The 15,997-nt window shown below is 67.0% G+C and carries 23 protein-coding genes; 21 read left to right on the top strand and 2 right to left on the bottom strand.

Annotated features, from left to right (window positions below):
- The first annotated feature begins 11 nt into the window (after positions 1-11).
- Positions 12-632, top strand: coding sequence for a hypothetical protein (locus ABIC47_RS02195; protein ID WP_354476760.1), 621 nt, complete (start codon positions 12-14; stop codon positions 630-632).
- Positions 629-1,240 (top strand): hypothetical protein, encoded by a 612-nt coding sequence (locus ABIC47_RS02190; RefSeq protein WP_018191978.1) that lies wholly within the window; start codon positions 629-631, stop codon positions 1,238-1,240. Before ABIC47_RS02195 ends, ABIC47_RS02190 begins: the two co-directional genes overlap by 4 nt.
- Here the strand turns inward: ABIC47_RS02190 and ABIC47_RS02185 are convergent.
- The gene (locus tag ABIC47_RS02185) at positions 1,197-1,985 is read right to left on the bottom strand and encodes a hypothetical protein (RefSeq protein ID WP_354476758.1); all 789 of its coding nucleotides are present in this window, start codon (positions 1,983-1,985) and stop codon (positions 1,197-1,199) included. The two genes, ABIC47_RS02190 and ABIC47_RS02185, sit on opposite strands and share 44 nt — an antisense overlap.
- 153 nt (positions 1,986-2,138) lie before the next feature.
- Here ABIC47_RS02185 and ABIC47_RS02180 point away from each other — a divergent pair, with 153 nt between their 5' ends.
- The 7 genes from ABIC47_RS02180 to tuf all read left to right on the top strand — a co-directional run bounded on the left by ABIC47_RS02180 (position 2,139) and on the right by tuf (position 9,353).
- On the top strand, positions 2,139-2,435 hold the full coding sequence (locus tag ABIC47_RS02180) for a WXG100 family type VII secretion target (protein ID WP_018191976.1): 297 nt from the start codon (positions 2,139-2,141) through the stop codon (positions 2,433-2,435).
- Positions 2,436-2,553: 118 nt separating this feature from the next.
- Complete coding sequence (locus ABIC47_RS02175; RefSeq protein ID WP_354476756.1) at positions 2,554-3,600, top strand: hypothetical protein; 1,047 nt, start codon at positions 2,554-2,556, stop codon at positions 3,598-3,600.
- A 2-nt stretch (positions 3,601-3,602) separates the two neighbouring features.
- Positions 3,603-4,625, top strand: a complete 1,023-nt coding sequence (locus ABIC47_RS02170; protein ID WP_354476754.1) for a hypothetical protein — start codon at positions 3,603-3,605, stop codon at positions 4,623-4,625.
- Positions 4,626-4,984: 359 nt separating this feature from the next.
- Positions 4,985-5,359: a 30S ribosomal protein S12 gene (gene rpsL, locus ABIC47_RS02165; RefSeq protein ID WP_011186743.1), complete on the top strand. Its 375-nt coding sequence runs from the start codon at positions 4,985-4,987 to the stop codon at positions 5,357-5,359.
- A complete protein-coding gene (gene rpsG, locus ABIC47_RS02160) occupies positions 5,359-5,829 on the top strand; it encodes a 30S ribosomal protein S7 (RefSeq protein WP_018191973.1) in 471 nt (156 codons plus the stop codon). Before rpsL ends, rpsG begins: the two co-directional genes overlap by 1 nt.
- Positions 5,830-5,928: 99 nt before the next feature.
- A complete protein-coding gene (gene fusA / locus ABIC47_RS02155) occupies positions 5,929-8,043 on the top strand; it encodes an elongation factor G (RefSeq protein ID WP_018191972.1) in 2,115 nt (704 codons plus the stop codon).
- Positions 8,044-8,159: 116 nt separating this feature from the next.
- Positions 8,160-9,353, top strand: a complete 1,194-nt coding sequence (gene tuf, locus ABIC47_RS02150) for an elongation factor Tu (RefSeq protein WP_018191971.1) — start codon at positions 8,160-8,162, stop codon at positions 9,351-9,353.
- A 336-nt stretch (positions 9,354-9,689) separates the two neighbouring features.
- Here tuf and ABIC47_RS02145 read toward each other — a convergent pair whose 3' ends face one another.
- Positions 9,690-9,842 carry a hypothetical protein gene (locus tag ABIC47_RS02145; protein ID WP_018191970.1) on the bottom strand — a complete coding sequence of 51 codons (153 nt, stop codon included), beginning with the start codon at positions 9,840-9,842 and terminating at the stop codon, positions 9,690-9,692.
- Between the two features lie 453 nt (positions 9,843-10,295).
- Here ABIC47_RS02145 and rpsJ point away from each other — a divergent pair, with 453 nt between their 5' ends.
- From rpsJ to rplN, 12 genes are read left to right on the top strand one after another with little or no spacing between them, the layout of a single operon-like run.
- Positions 10,296-10,604, top strand: coding sequence for a 30S ribosomal protein S10 (rpsJ, locus tag ABIC47_RS02140; RefSeq protein WP_018191969.1), 309 nt, complete (start codon positions 10,296-10,298; stop codon positions 10,602-10,604).
- Positions 10,605-10,618: 14 nt separating this feature from the next.
- On the top strand, positions 10,619-11,278 hold the full coding sequence (rplC, locus tag ABIC47_RS02135) for a 50S ribosomal protein L3 (protein ID WP_020076939.1): 660 nt from the start codon (positions 10,619-10,621) through the stop codon (positions 11,276-11,278).
- A gap of 5 nt (positions 11,279-11,283) precedes the next feature.
- Positions 11,284-11,934, top strand: coding sequence for a 50S ribosomal protein L4 (gene rplD / locus ABIC47_RS02130; protein WP_018191967.1), 651 nt, complete (start codon positions 11,284-11,286; stop codon positions 11,932-11,934).
- Complete coding sequence (rplW, locus tag ABIC47_RS02125) at positions 11,934-12,230, top strand: 50S ribosomal protein L23 (RefSeq protein WP_018191966.1); 297 nt, start codon at positions 11,934-11,936, stop codon at positions 12,228-12,230. Before rplD ends, rplW begins: the two co-directional genes overlap by 1 nt.
- Positions 12,231-12,254: 24 nt before the next feature.
- The gene (gene rplB / locus ABIC47_RS02120; RefSeq protein ID WP_018191965.1) at positions 12,255-13,094 is read left to right on the top strand and encodes a 50S ribosomal protein L2; all 840 of its coding nucleotides are present in this window, start codon (positions 12,255-12,257) and stop codon (positions 13,092-13,094) included.
- 12 nt (positions 13,095-13,106) lie between these two features.
- Positions 13,107-13,388 carry a 30S ribosomal protein S19 gene (gene rpsS, locus ABIC47_RS02115; protein ID WP_018191964.1) on the top strand — a complete coding sequence of 94 codons (282 nt, stop codon included), beginning with the start codon at positions 13,107-13,109 and terminating at the stop codon, positions 13,386-13,388.
- Between the two features lie 25 nt (positions 13,389-13,413).
- Complete coding sequence (gene rplV / locus ABIC47_RS02110) at positions 13,414-13,806, top strand: 50S ribosomal protein L22 (RefSeq protein ID WP_018191963.1); 393 nt, start codon at positions 13,414-13,416, stop codon at positions 13,804-13,806.
- A complete protein-coding gene (rpsC, locus tag ABIC47_RS02105; RefSeq protein ID WP_020076940.1) occupies positions 13,806-14,573 on the top strand; it encodes a 30S ribosomal protein S3 in 768 nt (255 codons plus the stop codon). The genes rplV and rpsC overlap by 1 nt, the downstream gene beginning before the upstream one ends.
- 2 nt (positions 14,574-14,575) lie before the next feature.
- Entirely contained in the window at positions 14,576-14,995 is a 420-nt protein-coding gene (gene rplP, locus ABIC47_RS02100) for a 50S ribosomal protein L16 (protein WP_018191961.1), read from the top strand.
- Positions 14,995-15,324, top strand: a complete 330-nt coding sequence (gene rpmC / locus ABIC47_RS02095) for a 50S ribosomal protein L29 (RefSeq protein WP_018191960.1) — start codon at positions 14,995-14,997, stop codon at positions 15,322-15,324. Before rplP ends, rpmC begins: the two co-directional genes overlap by 1 nt.
- Entirely contained in the window at positions 15,324-15,629 is a 306-nt protein-coding gene (gene rpsQ / locus ABIC47_RS02090; RefSeq protein WP_018191959.1) for a 30S ribosomal protein S17, read from the top strand. Before rpmC ends, rpsQ begins: the two co-directional genes overlap by 1 nt.
- Complete coding sequence (gene rplN / locus ABIC47_RS02085; protein WP_018191958.1) at positions 15,626-15,994, top strand: 50S ribosomal protein L14; 369 nt, start codon at positions 15,626-15,628, stop codon at positions 15,992-15,994. Before rpsQ ends, rplN begins: the two co-directional genes overlap by 4 nt.
- The last annotated feature ends 3 nt before the right edge of the window (positions 15,995-15,997 follow it).

Raw genomic sequence — 15,997 nt, 5'->3', positions numbered from 1 at the left:
GCTGACCCGGTATGACGCTGCGCCCGCGCGACATCGTCGACTTCACGTTCGAGGCCCCGGAGGGCTGGTACGACGTCGAGCTGCTGAGCGAGGACCCTCGAGGGGACTGGCCGGAGCGATTCGCGGCCACCCTGGACGCGGGTGAGCAGGCGGCCGGCCTGACGGCCCAGCTCCGCGCCCTGCAGCAGGTGCTGCACGCCGAGGACCCGACCGGAGGCACCCGCGCGCGGGTGTACATCCCGATCCCGTCGGCGGGCGTCCTCAACGCCTACCAGACGTTCGAGCTGCTGCAGCTCGAGGTCGACGACAGCCCGGAGAGCTATCTCGCTGCGACCGACGCGGATGCGGCCGAACGCCGCCCCGGCTACGAGACCCTCGGCTACCGCTCCTGGCGCACGGCCCATGCGGTCGGGGAGCTCGTCGGCTTCACGCACCTGACGGCCCTCGCCGACGACGACGCGGGCGACGCGCTCCTGGAGCAGCGGGTGGTCTTCGCGATCTTCCCGGTCGGGTCCGCACAGGCGTTCCACACCGTGTTCCGATCGGGATTCATCGGCGGCTTCGACGACATGGTCACCGACACGCAGGCCATCGCCGACTCGCTGCGCGTCACTCTGGGGGAGTTCGCATGACCGACGCACGTCTGACCTCGCTCGACGATGAGCTCACCATCGTCTTCCCCGGCACGTGGGTGATGATCCCGCTGCACGACGAGGAGGCGGCCTCCCGGCGCATCGCGCGCCTCGTGACCGAGCGGGTCGGTCGCGCCGACCGGTTGGCGCGCGTCCGGCGCACGGCGAAGACCGAGCTGGAGCACCTGGTCGCCCTGGCGGACGCGACCTCGGCTTTCGCCCTCGCGCTCTCGATGGAGATCCTCCCGGGGGTGCCGTTCCCCGCCTCCATCGTGCTGTCGCGCGAGGAGTGGCCGACGACACCCGGACCGGACGACGACACCGCCACGCACCTGCAGCGCTGCTTCCCGGACGACGACGCGCTCGAGTTCTCCATCGGGCCGGTGCGACGTCGATCGCAGGTCCGGCAGACGACCTACGACGAGCAGTCCGCTCCCGAACTGGTGGCCGACTACCGGTTCGCGGTTCCGGACGGCTCGCGTCTCATCCACGCGCGCATCAACGCGCCGATGGCGACGGCTCCGGAGCTCTACCTGGAGTTGTTCGACGCGATGATCGACTCGATCAGCTTCCGCGCGCCTCTCGTGCAGCCGGCCTCCGCCCGCTGACCTTCCGTCCGCTCACCTTCCGCCCGCTCACCCGGCGGCGGTACTCGCGGACGATCAGCACGACGGTGGTCACCACGAGCGCCGCCGTCACGACGGTCCAGACGACCGCGCCGATCGGGCCGACCGGCCAGAACAGCCAGCCGGCGACGAGGAACGACGCGAGACCGTAGGGGATGCCGGCGACCAGCACGGCGCGTCCCGGTCGCCAGCCGAGGAACATGATCTCGGTCCAGAACGCCGTCCAGCGCGTCATCCGGACGGGGAGCAGCGACAGTGCCGTCTTGCCGACCGTGACCGGCCCGATGACATTGCGCGACCATCCCGTGCTCGACAGCCGCTCGCCCGCATACGACGGTCGCAGGCTGCGGACCACGTACGTCCACGAGAGCACGGCGAGCGAGACCGATCCGAGCGCGAGCGCGACGAAGGCGTACCCGAGAAGCGGGACGAGCACGATGAGGGCGAACACGAGGAACAGCACGATGATCACGGTGTCACCGCCCGTGACGAACTCGCGGGAGCTGAAGTCGGGGTTCGTGCTCCAGAGACCGAAGGGCAGGGCGGCGGGGAGAGCCAGGGTGACCGCGCCCAGCACCGTCCACACCAGGGCCACCAGCAGGTATCCGAGAGGGCGGAGCGCGCGCTCGGCCTGCGACGGCGGTGTCGAGGAGCGGTCCGAACGCGACCTGGTTCCGCGTGCAGCGGCGGAGTTCGGGTTCGGCTTCATCGGGCTGTACGACGGCATGGCAGCCACGCTATCCCGCTGGCCCGGCGAGCGTGAACTCCGGCGGATGGGGAGTGCTCCCCATTCCGTCCTCTCCGCAGGCCTGGTTAGGTGGACGTAGCTGGTCGGCCCCGGGGGTACGGCCTCTTTCGAACCGAAGGGATAAGGACCGTCATGGCCAACATGAACGTCACGTACGGCGAGATGACCGATGCCGCCAACCGCCTCATCGCGGGCAAGGACGACATCACCGCGAAGCTCCACGAGCTGCAGAACCTGGTGAACGGGCTCGTGAACGGGGGCTTCGTCACCGACCAGGCGTCCGGCGCCTTCCACACCTCGTACGAGCAGTTCACCAAGGGCACCACCGAGGCGGTGAACGGACTCGACGGGATGTCGCAGTTCCTCACCAAGGCGGCCGACGCCCTGCAGAACGTCGACAGCGAGCTCGCCAAGGGCATCGGCGGCTGAGCCGAACCCAAACGACAGCGGAGCGCGGGTACCCCGAAAGGGTGCCCGCGCTCTTCTGCGTCCCGCCCCTAAGCTGATTGTCGGCCGATCGGTATCCGGCCGGTATGGGGGAGTCCACGTGAGCACCGAGTCCGAAGCCGCGCCCGCGAAGCGCACCGTCCGCGTCCGCTGGTTCTGGTGGGTCCTCGCCGCCGCTGCCGTGCTGTGCACGGCCGTCGGCGCCTTCTTCTCCGTCACCACCGTCGCGGCGGCGCAGAGCATGCCGCGCACCGTGGTCGCGCGCTATCTCGACGCCCTCGTGCACGGCCATGCCCGGGAGGCGATGACGCTGGGCGGGATCACTCCGCGATCCGGCGACATCCTGTTGACCCAGAAGGCCTACGCCACCGCGACCGACCGCATCACCTCGTTCACGCTCGGGGCCCCGGTCACCCGCAAAGGCGTGACGACGGTGGATGCGACGGTCGAGCAGGGCGATCGCCCGTACCACCGCTCCTTCCGCGTCGTGCGCGCGGGTGGCCTGCCGTTCCTCCCGCTGTGGAAGCTGGCACCCGTGACGCCGGACACCGTCGAGGTCGAGACCGCGGGGCCCAGCGGCCTGAGCTTCACCATCGCGGGTGTCACGCCGTCGAGCGATGACGCTGTTGCGAAGCTGCGCGCCCTCCCCGGCAGCTACCCGGTGAAGGTCAACTCGTCGAGCGCCGACTACTCCGCGAAGAGCGGTGTCGCCATCTCGCATCCGGTCGGCAGCGTCGTCACTCCGACGCAGTTCGCCGCCGAGCTCTCCGAAACGGGCTACGCGGATGCGAAGAAGGCCGTCGAGGACTGGCTGGACGCCTGCCTCGCCACGCAGGACGCCGCTCCGGCGAACTGCCCGTTCCTGGTGAAGGACGAGACGGCGAACGGCGTCCGGCTGAGCGACCTGCGGTGGGCGCTGGTGACGCGCCCCGAGGTCGACATGTACGGAGACTGGCACGACGGAGGGTGGGACGTCCGCGGCTCCGGCGGCTCGGTCACGGCGACGGCGAAGGTGACCAGGCTCGCCGACGGCGCCACCGGGCAGGTCTCGACCGGCGACATCCCGTTCGCGTACTCGGGCACGGTCACCTTCACCGGCGACGGTGCAGTCTTCACGCCGGCGCGCGGCGACGGGTCCCAGGGCTGACCGTGGAGAAGTCGACACGGACGGCGCTGTGGCTGGGCGCCACGGCGGCGGTACTCGCCACGCTGGCGGGCGCCGTGATGTCGGTCGCGACGATCGGCATGGCGCAGGAGCTGCCGCGCACGCTGGTCGCGCGGTACCTGACCGCGCTCGAGCACGGCAAGGCGGAGCAGGCGATGCGCATCGCCGGGATCCACCGCTCGGCCGGGGATATCCTGCTGACCGACACGGCGTATGCCAAGGCCACGCATCGCATCACGTCGTTCACCGTCGGCCACCCGGTGACCCGGTCGGGCCGCACGACCGTTGAGGCCGTCCTCACGCAGGGCGACCAGGAGCAGCGCCGAACGTTCGCGTTCGAGCGGACCGGCGGGCTCCCCGGCGTCCCGCTCTGGCGCATGGCGAAGGTCGCACCGGACACGGTCTCGTTCGAGGTGCAGGCGCCGGACGGGATGACCTACTCCATCGCCGGCATCCGGCCCGAGAAGCAGGCGCTGCGCACGATCGTCACATTCCGCGCTCTCCCGGGCAGCTACCCCATGAGCTTCACGTCGCCCAACGCCGCCTACCGGATCTGGGATGCGGACGTGCCGTCCAGCCCGTCCGATCGGGCGAAGACCACCCGCTTCCCGGCCCAGCTCTCGTCCGATGGCGACACCGCCGCGCGCGCCGCCGTCGACGCGTGGCTGGACGCGTGCCTGGCGACGACCGTTCCCGATCCGGCCGGATGCCCGTTCGTCGTGGACGACACGACCGACGACGGCTACACGGTGAGCGGCGTCCAGTGGAAGCTGGATCAACGCCCTCTCGTCGCGGTCGACTCCTCGTGGGCGCACGGCGGATGGATGGTGTCGAGCGACGAGGGGACCGTCGAGGCATCCGGAACGGTGACGAGCCCCACGGACGGCTCGACCGGCCCGGCGTCGACGGATCCGTTCTCGTTCCAGTACTTCGGATCCGTGACGTTCGGCCCGGACGGCGCCCCCGTGTTCACGCCCCAGTACGAGGACGGGACGACCCAGGGCTGACGGGTGCCGCAGTGGGTTTCGCCCTGCGCGGACACCGGCCGCCCGCACCCGTGCTCATTTGACCGACCGGCCCCCGGCGGATAGTATTTATCGGGTGTGCGCTCTGTCGCGCGCTTGCTTCGTGCCCGGTTTCCGGGCCAGGAGCGAGCGGGTTGGCACGTACTCATCCGATGGGCAGGGAGACCGCACGGGACCCCCGCCCCCACGGCATATCGGCCGGCTCTGCCGTCCGATTCCCCCAAGTGCCGTTCCACCCGACGACAGCCTCCATCGTTCCGATGGCGGGCGCGAAGCCGGTGGGTGGCTCATGGGGAAGAAGCAACAACTGTCACCGTGCAGTCCATAAAAGGAGAAGTTCAGTGCCAACCATTCAGCAGTTGGTCCGTAAGGGCCGGACGCCGAAGGTCACCAAGACCAAGGCTCCCGCCCTGAAGGCCAACCCGCAGCAGCGCGGCGTGTGCACGCGTGTGTACACCACCACCCCCAAGAAGCCGAACTCGGCGCTCCGCAAGGTCGCCCGTGTGAAGCTGTCGAACGGGACCGAGGTCACCGCTTACATCCCCGGTGAGGGCCACAACCTGCAGGAGCACTCGATGGTGCTCGTCCGCGGCGGTCGTGTGAAGGACCTCCCGGGTGTCCGCTACAAGATCGTTCGTGGCGCCCTGGACACCCAGGCCGTGAAGAACCGCAAGCAGGCTCGCAGCCGTTACGGCGCGAAGATGGAGAAGAAGTAATGCCTCGCAAGGGTCCCGCTCCGAAGCGCCCCGTCGTCGCCGACCCCGTGTACGGCGCGCCGGTCGTCAGCCAGCTCGTCAACAAGATCCTCCTCGACGGCAAGAAGGGCCTCGCCGAGCGCATCGTCTACGACGCGCTCGAGGGTGTCGCCACCAAGTCCGGCCAGGACGCGGTCACCACGCTGAAGAAGGCTCTCGACAACATCCGTCCGACCCTCGAGGTCCGCTCCCGCCGTGTCGGTGGCTCGACCTACCAGGTGCCGGTCGAGGTCAAGCCGCACCGCGCGAACACGCTCGCGCTCCGCTGGCTCACCAGCTACGCCAAGGGTCGTCGCGAGAAGACGATGACCGAGCGTCTCCAGAACGAGATCCTGGACGCGTCCAACGGTCTCGGCGCCGCTGTCAAGCGTCGCGAGGACACGCACAAGATGGCCGAGTCGAACAAGGCCTTCGCCCACTACCGCTGGTAAGCACCGCACCGCGGTAATAAATCTGGCCGTCCGGGCGTTATACCTCATAGTGCCGCGCCCGGACGGCACCCCTCACTTTCAACAATTCGGAGGAACCCTGTGGCACAGGACGTGCTCACCGACCTGAACAAGGTCCGCAACATCGGCATCATGGCCCACATCGATGCCGGCAAGACCACAACGACCGAGCGCATCCTGTTCTACACGGGCGTCAACCACAAGATCGGCGAGACGCACGATGGCGCCTCGACCACTGACTGGATGGAGCAGGAGAAGGAGCGCGGCATCACCATCACGTCCGCGGCCGTGACCTGTTTCTGGAACAAGAACCAGATCAACATCATCGACACGCCCGGTCACGTGGACTTCACCGTCGAGGTGGAGCGTTCGCTCCGCGTCCTCGACGGCGCCGTCGCCGTTTTCGACGCGAAGGAGGGCGTCGAGCCCCAGTCGGAGACCGTGTGGCGTCAGGCCGACAAGTACGTCGTCCCGCGCATCTGCTTCGTCAACAAGATGGACAAGCTCGGTGCCGACTTCTACTTCACCGTCGACACCATCATCTCGCGCCTCGGCGCCAAGCCGCTGGTGATGCAGCTCCCGATCGGTTCCGAGTCCGACTTCGTCGGCGTCGTCGACCTGATCGAGATGCGTGCGCTGGTCTGGCCCGGCGACGCCAAGGGTGATGTCACCATGGGAGCCAAGTACGAGGTCCAGGAGATCCCCGCCGACCTCCAGGCCAAGGCCGAGGAGTACCGCGCGAAGCTCATCGAGACCGTCGCCGAGAGCGACGACGTGCTGCTCGAGAAGTTCTTCGGCGGCGAGGAGATCACCGTTCCGGAGATCAAGGCGGCCATCCGCAAGCTCACCGTGAACAACGAGATCTACCCGGTCCTCTGCGGTTCGGCGTTCAAGAACCGCGGTGTGCAGCCGATGCTCGACGCCGTGATCGATTACCTCCCGTCGCCGCTCGACGTGCCCGCCATCGAGGCGCACAACCCGCGCGACGAGGAGCAGGTCATCCTGCGCCACGCCGACGCCACCGAGCCGTTCTCCGCCCTGGCCTTCAAGGTCGCGGTGCACCCGTTCTTCGGTCGCCTCACCTACGTGCGCGTCTACTCGGGCCGCATCGACTCCGGCGCCCAGGTCATCAACTCGACCAAGGGCAAGAAGGAGCGCATCGGCAAGATCTTCCAGATGCACGCCAACAAGGAGAACCCGGTCGACTTCGTCACCGCCGGCAACATCTACGCGGTGATCGGCCTCAAGGACACCACCACCGGTGACACCCTGAGCGACCCGGACAACCAGGTCGTGCTCGAGTCGATGACCTTCCCGGAGCCGGTGATCGAGGTCGCCATCGAGCCGAAGACCAAGGCCGACCAGGAGAAGCTGGGCACCGCGATCCAGAAGCTGGCCGAAGAGGACCCGACGTTCCGCACCGAGCAGAACCAGGAGACCGGCCAGACCGTCATCAAGGGCATGGGCGAGCTCCACCTCGACATCCTCGTCGACCGCATGAAGCGCGAGTTCAACGTCGAGGCGAACGTCGGCAAGCCCCAGGTGGCCTACCGCGAGACCATCCGCCGCACGGTGGAGAAGTACGACTACACCCACAAGAAGCAGACCGGTGGTTCCGGTCAGTTCGCTAAGGTGCAGATCAGCCTGGAGCCCATGGAGGTCACCCCGGAGACCTCGTACGAGTTCGTGAACGCCGTCACCGGCGGTCGCGTCCCGCGCGAGTACATCCCCTCGGTGGACGCGGGCATCCAGGACGCGATGCAGGTCGGCGTCCTCGCCGGCTTCCCGACGGTGGGCGTCAAGGCGACGCTCCTCGACGGTGCAGCGCACGACGTCGACTCCTCGGAGATGGCGTTCAAGATCGCCGGCTCGATGGCCTACAAGGAGGCCGCTCGGAAGGCGAACCCGGTGCTCCTCGAGCCGCTCATGGCGGTCGAGGTGCGTACGCCGGAGGAGTACATGGGCGACGTCATCGGCGACCTGAACTCCCGTCGCGGGCAGATCCAGTCCATGGAGGACGCCAGCGGTGTCAAGGTGGTGCGTGCCAACGTCCCGCTGTCGGAGATGTTCGGTTACATCGGTGACCTGCGGTCGAAGACCTCGGGCCGCGCGGTGTACTCGATGCAGTTCGACAGCTACGCGGAGGTCCCGAAGGCTGTGGCCGACGAGATCGTCCAGAAGAGCAAGGGCGAGTGACCTCGGGTCTCAAGCCTTCGGCAACATCCCGTAACATAAGAAACCAATCCCGTAGAGCTTCCGGTCGAAATCCATCGACCGGCGCCTCTACACGAGAGTCCTGAGGAGGACCCACAGTGGCTAAGGCCAAGTTCGAGCGGACTAAGCCGCACGTCAACATCGGAACCATCGGTCACGTCGACCACGGCAAGACGACGCTCACCGCGGCGATCTCCAAGGTGCTTGCTGACAAGTACCCGTCGGCGACCAACGTTCAGCGCGACTTCGCGTCGATCGACTCGGCTCCGGAAGAGCGTCAGCGTGGTATCACGATCAACATCTCGCACGTCGAGTACGAGACGCCGAAGCGCCACTACGCGCACGTTGACGCCCCGGGTCACGCCGACTACATCAAGAACATGATCACCGGTGCTGCTCAGATGGACGGCGCGATCCTCGTGGTCGCCGCCACCGACGGCCCGATGGCTCAGACCCGTGAGCACGTTCTGCTCGCCAAGCAGGTCGGCGTCCCCTACCTGCTCGTCGCGCTGAACAAGTCCGACATGGTGGACGACGAGGAGATCCTGGAGCTCGTCGAGCTCGAGGTTCGCGAGCTGCTCTCCAGCCAGGACTTCGATGGCGACAACGCCCCCGTCGTGCGCGTCTCGGGCCTCAAGGCTCTCGAGGGCGACGAGAAGTGGGTCCAGTCGGTCCTCGACCTCATGGACGCCGTCGACAACTCCATCCCCGACCCGGTGCGTGACAAGGACAAGCCGTTCCTCATGCCGATCGAGGACGTCTTCACCATCACCGGTCGTGGCACGGTCGTCACGGGCCGCGCCGAGCGTGGCACCCTGGCCATCAACTCCGAGGTCGAGATCGTCGGCATCCGCCCGACGCAGAAGACCACGGTCACGGGTATCGAGATGTTCCACAAGCAGCTCGACGAGGCCTGGGCCGGCGAGAACTGTGGTCTGCTCCTCCGCGGTACCAAGCGCGAGGACGTGGAGCGCGGCCAGGTCGTGGCGAAGCCGGGTTCTGTGACCCCGCACACCAACTTCGAGGGCACTGCCTACATCCTCTCGAAGGACGAGGGTGGCCGTCACAACCCCTTCTACACGAACTACCGTCCGCAGTTCTACTTCCGTACCACCGACGTCACCGGCGTCATCTCGCTGCCCGAGGGCACCGAGATGGTCATGCCCGGCGACACCACCGACATGTCGGTCGAGCTGATCCAGCCGATCGCCATGGAGGAGGGCCTCGGCTTCGCCATCCGTGAGGGTGGCCGCACCGTGGGCGCCGGTACGGTGACGAAGATCATCAAGTAAGTCCTTCGACTTCACTCGTGAGAGGGTCGGGCCTTCGGGTCCGGCCCTCTTTCGCGTTCCTGGCTATCCGCTCCGACCGCTTTACCTGAGGGCGATGGAGTCGCAGAATGGACGCACCGTTTCAACCGGACGGTTCCGTTCGACGAGAGGAGCGCCTATGGATTCCCACAGCCTCGCAAACCAGCCCACATCGCTGACAGGTTCTCGTAACGGAAGTTCGGGGGCCGCATAGCGGTCGTGGACATCAGTTGAGTAGCGGCGCGAGGCGCTACTCGAGCGGGGTCGGCTAGGGTCGGCCCCGCTCCGCTATGTGTGGCGTCCGCTCGCCGGACGTCGTCACGGCAGGGTGAAGCGGCGGGGATCCAGGTCGTACTCCAGCTCGATCCCGGAATTCAGCCGCACGATGAGCGTGCACGAGTCCACCTGCTCGCCGCGATCGGGCCGCGACTGAGCGTGGGCCGACCGGGCTTCCTCATCTTCATCTCGCATCCCCCTGCTCCTTCCGCTGCGCATTCGCGGCTGGTGACGAGCGTGCAAGCACATGGTGCATCACAGCGGCCCGCTCTGGCTACGGATGGTTTCCCGACGCCGCGACACGCCCGGGTTGCAGGTTGGGCCGCGATCTGGCAAACTTGTCTAGTTCAACATTCCGGAACGAGCGCGTCTACGCGCGCTTCGACCGGATCACTGCCAGGCAGTGCATAGCCCGTTGCACCGTGTTCATTCGCGGTTTTGGCGACGTGAGGTTAGGCCGCAGGCAGCAGGACACGCTCAATTCGAACACCCACGAGACCAGGGGCTAACTCTGTGCCTGTGACAGGTTCGATCACGAGTTGACAGAAGAATAGTGGCGTTCCACCGCGTACGTCGCCCGCGTCCAATGCGAAGAACGGCTCGAGAGAGCCGTCTCGTACGACGCCATAACAAGAGAGAGAGTCAGACATGGCGGGACAGAAGATCCGCATTCGGCTTAAGTCGTATGACCACGAGGTCATCGACACCTCGGCGCGCAAGATCGTCGACACGGTGACCCGTGCCGGCGCGACCGTCGTCGGCCCGGTGCCGCTTCCCACCGAGAAGAACGTGGTGGTCGTCATCCGTTCGCCCCACAAGTACAAGGACAGCCGCGAGCACTTCGAGATGCGCACGCACAAGCGGCTGATCGACATCATCGACCCGACGCCGAAGGCCGTCGACTCGCTCATGCGTCTCGACCTGCCCGCCGACGTCAACATCGAGATCAAGCTCTAAGGGGGAGTGCCACCATGTCCAACGCTGACACGAAGACTTCCAAGGGCCTCCTCGGCAAGAAGCTCGGAATGACCCAGGTCTGGGACGAGAACAACAAGCTCATCCCCGTGACCGTCATCGAGATCACGCCGAACGTCGTGACCCAGGTCCGCACCCCCGAGGCCGACGGCTACAACGCCGTCCAGATCGCGTACGGCCAGATCGACCCGCGCAAGGTCAACAAGCCGTCCGCCGGCCACTTCGACAAGGCGGGCGTCACCCCGCGTCGTCACCTCACCGAGGTCCGCACCGCCGACGCCGCCGAGTACGCGGCCGGCCAGGAGCTCACCGTCGACGGGACCTTCGAGGTCGGCCAGCTGGTCGACGTCGTCGGGACCTCGAAGGGTAAGGGCTTCGCCGGTGTGATGAAGCGCCACAACTTCCAGGGCGTCTCCGCTTCGCACGGTGCGCACCGCAACCACCGCAAGCCGGGCTCCATCGGCGCCTCCTCGACCCCGAGCCGTGTCTTCAAGGGCATGCGCATGGCCGGTCGCATGGGTGGCGAGCGCGTCACTGTCCTGAACCTCAAGGTGCAGGGCATCGACGCCGAGAAGGGCCTGCTGCTGGTCAAGGGCGCCGTTCCCGGCGCTCGTGGCCGCATCGTTTTCGTCCGCAACGCAGTGAAGGGGGCCTAAGGTAAATGGCTACCTCGATTGACGTCGTCGACCTCAAGGGCAAGAAGGCCGGCTCCATCGAGCTTCCCGACGCCCTGTTCGACGTTCAGACCAACATCCCGCTGATCCACCAGGTCGTCACCGCCCAGCTCGCCGCGGCGCGCCAGGGCACGCACAAGACCAAGGGTCGTGGCGAGGTCTCCGGCGCCGGCCGCAAGCCGTTCAAGCAGAAGGGCACCGGTCGCGCCCGCCAGGGTTCCATCCGCGCCCCGCAGATGACCGGTGGTGGCATCGTCCACGGACCGACGCCGCGCAGCTACGCTCAGCGCACCCCGAAGAAGATGATCGCCGCTGCTCTGCTCGGCGCTCTCTCGGACCGCGCCCGCGGCAGCCGCCTCCACGCCGTCCAGGCCTTCACCACCGGTGACGCCCCGTCCACCAAGGCCGTCGTCGACCTGCTGAGCGGCATCGCGACCTCGAAGCACGTCCTCGTCGTGCTCGAGCGTGACGACGAGCTCGCCTTCAAGAGCGTCCGCAACGTGCCGACCGTGCACGTGCTGACGTACGACCAGCTGAACGCCTACGACGTCCTGGTGAGCGACGACATCGTCTTCTCGCAGGCGGCGCTCGAGGGCTTCATCGCCGCCAAGAGCAACAAGGAAGAGGTGAACGCGTAATGGCCGTCAACAAGGACCCGCGCGACGTCATCATCGCCCCGGTCGTCTCTGAGAAGAGCTACGGCCTGATCGACGAGGGCAAGTACACCTTCCTCGTCGACACGCGTTCGAACAAGACCGAGATCAAGCTCGCCATCGAGTCGATCTTCAAGGTCGAGGTCGCGTCGGTGAACACCCTGAACCGTCAGGGCAAGACCCGCCGCACCCGCTTCGGCACCGGCAAGCGCAAGGACACCAAGCGCGCCATCGTCACGCTGAAGTCCGGTTCCATCGACATCTTCACGGCCGTCGGCTGAGCGAAGGACTAGAGGAAAACAGACATGGCAATTCGTAACTACAAGCCCACGACCCCCGGTCGTCGCGGCTCCTCGGTCGCCGACTTCGCCGAGATCACCCGCTCGACGCCGGAGAAGTCCCTTCTCCGTCCGCTGTCGAAGACCGGTGGCCGCAACAACCAGGGCCGCATCACGACCCGTCACATCGGTGGTGGCCACAAGCGCCAGTACCGCGTGATCGACTTCCGTCGCAACGACAAGGACGGCGTCAACGCCAAGGTCGCCCACATCGAGTACGACCCCAACCGCACGGCGCGCATCGCGCTGCTGCACTTCGTGGACGGCACCAAGCGCTACATCCTGGCGCCCGCCGGCCTGAAGCAGGGCGACGTCGTCGAGTCGGGTGCCGGCGCGGACATCAAGCCGGGCAACAACCTGCCGCTGCGCAACATCCCGACCGGTACCGTCGTGCACGCGATCGAGCTGAAGCCGGGCGGTGGCGCCAAGCTCGCCCGTTCGGCCGGTGCCTCGGTCCGCCTCGTCGCGAAGGACGGCCCCTACGCCCAGCTGCGCCTCCCCTCGGGCGAGGTCCGCAACGTCGACGCGCGCTGCCGCGCCACCGTCGGCGAGGTCGGCAACGCCGAGCAGTCGAACATCAACTGGGGCAAGGCCGGCCGCATGCGCTGGAAGGGCGTCCGCCCGACCGTGCGTGGTGTCGCGATGAACCCGATCGACCACCCGCACGGTGGTGGTGAGGGCAAGACCTCCGGTGGTCGCCACCCGGTCAGCCCGTGGGGTCAGAAGGAAGGCCGTACGCGCCACCCCAACAAGGAAAGCGACAAGCTCATCGTCCGCCGTCGCAACGCCGGCAAGAAGCGCAAGTAGGAGTTCGAGAAGATGCCACGCAGTCTCAAGAAGGGCCCCTTCGTCGACGAGCACCTGTTTCGCAAGGTGGTCGCCGCGAACGAGGCCAACAGCAAGAACGTGATCAAGACCTGGTCGCGCCGCTCGATGATCGTCCCGGCCATGCTGGGTCACACCATCGCCGTGCACGACGGTCGCAAGCACATCCCGGTGTTCGTCACCGAGACCATGGTCGGTCACAAGCTCGGCGAGTTCGCGCCGACCCGCACCTTCCGTGGACACGTGAAGGACGACAAGAAGGGTCGCCGCCGCTGACCGCGGTGGCGTAAGGAGGAGAGAAATGGTGGAGTCGATCGCCCGCGTGCGACACATCCGCGTTACCCCCATGAAGGCCCGCCGCGTCGTCAACATGATCCGCGGCAAGCAGGCTCAGGAGGCCCTGGCCATCCTGAAGTTCGCCCCCCAGAGCGCGAGCGAGCCTGTTTACAAGCTCGTCGCCTCGGCCATCGCCAACGCGCGTGTCAAGGCCGACCAGAGCAACACCTACCTGGACGAGCAGGACCTGTACGTGAGCCGCGCCTTCGTGGACGAGGGGACCACCCTCAAGCGGTTCCAGCCGCGTGCACAGGGCCGGGCCTTCCGCATCAACAAGCGCACCAGCCACATCACGGTCGTCCTCGCGACGCCGGACGAGGCCGAGGCCGCCCCCGTCAGCAAGAAGGCGAGCAAGTAATGGGTCAGAAAGTCAATCCGTACGGCTTCCGTCTGGGGATCACCACCGACCACGTGTCGCGGTGGTTCTCCGACAGCACCAAGCCGGGTCAGCGTTACAGCGACTACCTCGCCGAGGACGTCAAGATCCGCCGTCTGCTTCAGACGTCGCTCGACCGCGCGGGCGTGTCCCGCATCGAGATCGAGCGCACCCGTGACCGCGTCCGCGTCGACATCCACACCGCCCGCCCGGGCATCGTGATCGGTCGTCGTGGCGCCGAGGCCGAGCGCATCCGCGCCGACCTCGAGAAGCTCACGGGCAAGCAGATCCAGCTGAACATCCTCGAGGTGAAGAACCCCGAGGCCGACGCCCAGCTCGTCGCGCAGGGCATCGCCGAGCAGCTCTCCGCCCGCGTGGCCTTCCGCCGCGCGATGCGCAAGGGTCTGCAGGGCGCGCAGCGCGCCGGCGCCAAGGGTGTCCGCATCCAGGTGTCCGGCCGTCTCGGCGGCGCCGAGATGAGCCGCTCCGAGTTCTACCGCGAGGGTCGTGTGCCGCTGCACACGCTCCGCGCCAACATCGACTACGGCTTCTACGAGGCCAAGACCACCTTCGGTCGCATCGGTGTAAAGGTGTGGATCTACAAGGGCGACATCACGAACAAGGAACTGGCTCGCGAGCAGGCCAACCAGAAGCCGTCGCGCGAGCGCAACGACCGTCCGCGTCGCGGTGGCCGGGGCAACGCCCCCGAGACCGCTGGCGCGCCGGCCGCAGCAGGAGTTGAGGCATAACCATGTTGATCCCACGCAGAGTCAAGCACCGCAAGCAGCACCACCCCGGCCGTAGCGGCCAGGCGACCGGTGGCACGAAGGTCTCCTTCGGCGAGTTCGGCATCCAGGCCCTGACGCCCGCTTACGTGACCAACCGTCAGATCGAGTCCGCTCGTATCGCCATGACGCGTCACATCAAGCGTGGCGGCAAGGTGTGGATCAACATCTACCCCGACCGTCCGCTCACGAAGAAGCCGGCCGAGACCCGAATGGGTTCCGGTAAGGGTTCGCCGGAGTGGTGGGTCGCCAACGTCAAGCCGGGTCGCGTCCTCTTCGAGGTCTCCGGAGTCTCCGAGCAGCTCGCTCGCGAGGCCATGACCCGTGCAATCCACAAGCTGCCCCTCAAGGCACGCATCATCAAGCGCGAGGAGGGCGACGCGTAATGGCGATCGGATCCAAGGAGCTTGCCTCGAGCGAGCTCGACACTTTCGAAGACGAGCGTCTCGTCGACGAGCTGAAGAAGGCCAAGGAAGAGCTGTTCAACCTCCGCTTCCAGTCGGCCACCGGCCAGCTCGAGAGCCACGGCCGCCTGCGCGCCGTGAAGCGTGACATCGCTCGTATCTACACCGTGATCCGCGAGCGCGAGCTCGGGATCCGGGCTACCCCGGCCCCGACCGAGGCAGCGCCGGCCGAGAAGAAGAAGACCCGCGCCAAGAAGGCGGCCCCGGCCGCCGAGGCCGAGGTCGACACCACGAATGAGGAGGCCAAGTAATGGCTGAGACCACCAAGGCCGCGGCCGCGGAGTCGGCGGCCGACGAGGCCCTCGTCCGCGGGTACCGCAAGGCCCGTCGCGGTTACGTCGTCAGCGACAAGATGGACAAGACCATCGTCGTCGAGGTCGAGGACCGCGTGAAGCACCCCCTGTACGGCAAGGTCATCCGCCGCACCTCCAAGGTGAAGGCGCACGACGAGAACAACACCGCCGGCATCGGCGACCTCGTTCTCATCAACGAGACCCGTCCCCTGAGCGCCAGCAAGCGCTGGCGCCTGGTTGAGATTCTGGAGAAGGCCAAGTGATCCAGCAGGAATCCCGACTCAAGGTCGCCGACAACACCGGCGCCAAGGAGCTCCTCGCGATCCGCGTGCTCGGCGGCTCCAGCCGTCGCTACGCCGGCCTCGGCGATGTCATCGTCGCCACGGTCAAGGACGCGATCCCGGGTGGGAACGTCAAGAAGGGCGACGTCGTCAAGGCGGTCGTCGTGCGTGTTCGCAAGAACACCCGCCGCCCGGACGGCTCCTACATCAAGTTCGACGAGAACGCCGCTGTCATCCTGAAGAACGACGGTGACCCCCGCGGCACGCGCATCTTCGGACCGGTCGGCCGCGAGCTCCGCGACAAGAAGTTCATGAAGATCATCTCGCTCGCACCGGAGGTGCTGTAACCC

Origin of the sequence: Leifsonia sp. 563, assembly GCF_040545055.1 — a bacterium.
Taxonomy (GTDB): domain Bacteria; phylum Actinomycetota; class Actinomycetes; order Actinomycetales; family Microbacteriaceae; genus Leifsonia.
Note: the sequence above shows the minus strand (reverse complement) of the source record. Positions and strands in the feature narration are given on the sequence as shown.

Coding starts and splice junctions, on each gene's coding strand:
- rplP (WP_018191961.1), top strand. CDS start 14,576: ATGTTGATCCCACGCAGAGTCAAGCACCGCAAGCAGCACCACCCCGGC.
- ABIC47_RS02190 (WP_018191978.1), top strand. CDS start 629: ATGACCGACGCACGTCTGACCTCGCTCGACGATGAGCTCACCATCGTC.
- rplV (WP_018191963.1), top strand. CDS start 13,414: ATGGTGGAGTCGATCGCCCGCGTGCGACACATCCGCGTTACCCCCATG.
- rpsJ (WP_018191969.1), top strand. CDS start 10,296: ATGGCGGGACAGAAGATCCGCATTCGGCTTAAGTCGTATGACCACGAG.
- rpmC (WP_018191960.1), top strand. CDS start 14,995: ATGGCGATCGGATCCAAGGAGCTTGCCTCGAGCGAGCTCGACACTTTC.
- ABIC47_RS02145 (WP_018191970.1), bottom strand. CDS start 9,842: ATGCGAGATGAAGATGAGGAAGCCCGGTCGGCCCACGCTCAGTCGCGG.
- rpsQ (WP_018191959.1), top strand. CDS start 15,324: ATGGCTGAGACCACCAAGGCCGCGGCCGCGGAGTCGGCGGCCGACGAG.
- rpsS (WP_018191964.1), top strand. CDS start 13,107: ATGCCACGCAGTCTCAAGAAGGGCCCCTTCGTCGACGAGCACCTGTTT.
- ABIC47_RS02185 (WP_354476758.1), bottom strand. CDS start 1,985: ATGCCGTCGTACAGCCCGATGAAGCCGAACCCGAACTCCGCCGCTGCA.
- rpsG (WP_018191973.1), top strand. CDS start 5,359: ATGCCTCGCAAGGGTCCCGCTCCGAAGCGCCCCGTCGTCGCCGACCCC.
- rplB (WP_018191965.1), top strand. CDS start 12,255: ATGGCAATTCGTAACTACAAGCCCACGACCCCCGGTCGTCGCGGCTCC.
- ABIC47_RS02195 (WP_354476760.1), top strand. CDS start 12: ATGACGCTGCGCCCGCGCGACATCGTCGACTTCACGTTCGAGGCCCCG.
- rpsC (WP_020076940.1), top strand. CDS start 13,806: ATGGGTCAGAAAGTCAATCCGTACGGCTTCCGTCTGGGGATCACCACC.
- rplW (WP_018191966.1), top strand. CDS start 11,934: ATGGCCGTCAACAAGGACCCGCGCGACGTCATCATCGCCCCGGTCGTC.
- rplD (WP_018191967.1), top strand. CDS start 11,284: ATGGCTACCTCGATTGACGTCGTCGACCTCAAGGGCAAGAAGGCCGGC.
- rplC (WP_020076939.1), top strand. CDS start 10,619: ATGTCCAACGCTGACACGAAGACTTCCAAGGGCCTCCTCGGCAAGAAG.
- ABIC47_RS02180 (WP_018191976.1), top strand. CDS start 2,139: ATGGCCAACATGAACGTCACGTACGGCGAGATGACCGATGCCGCCAAC.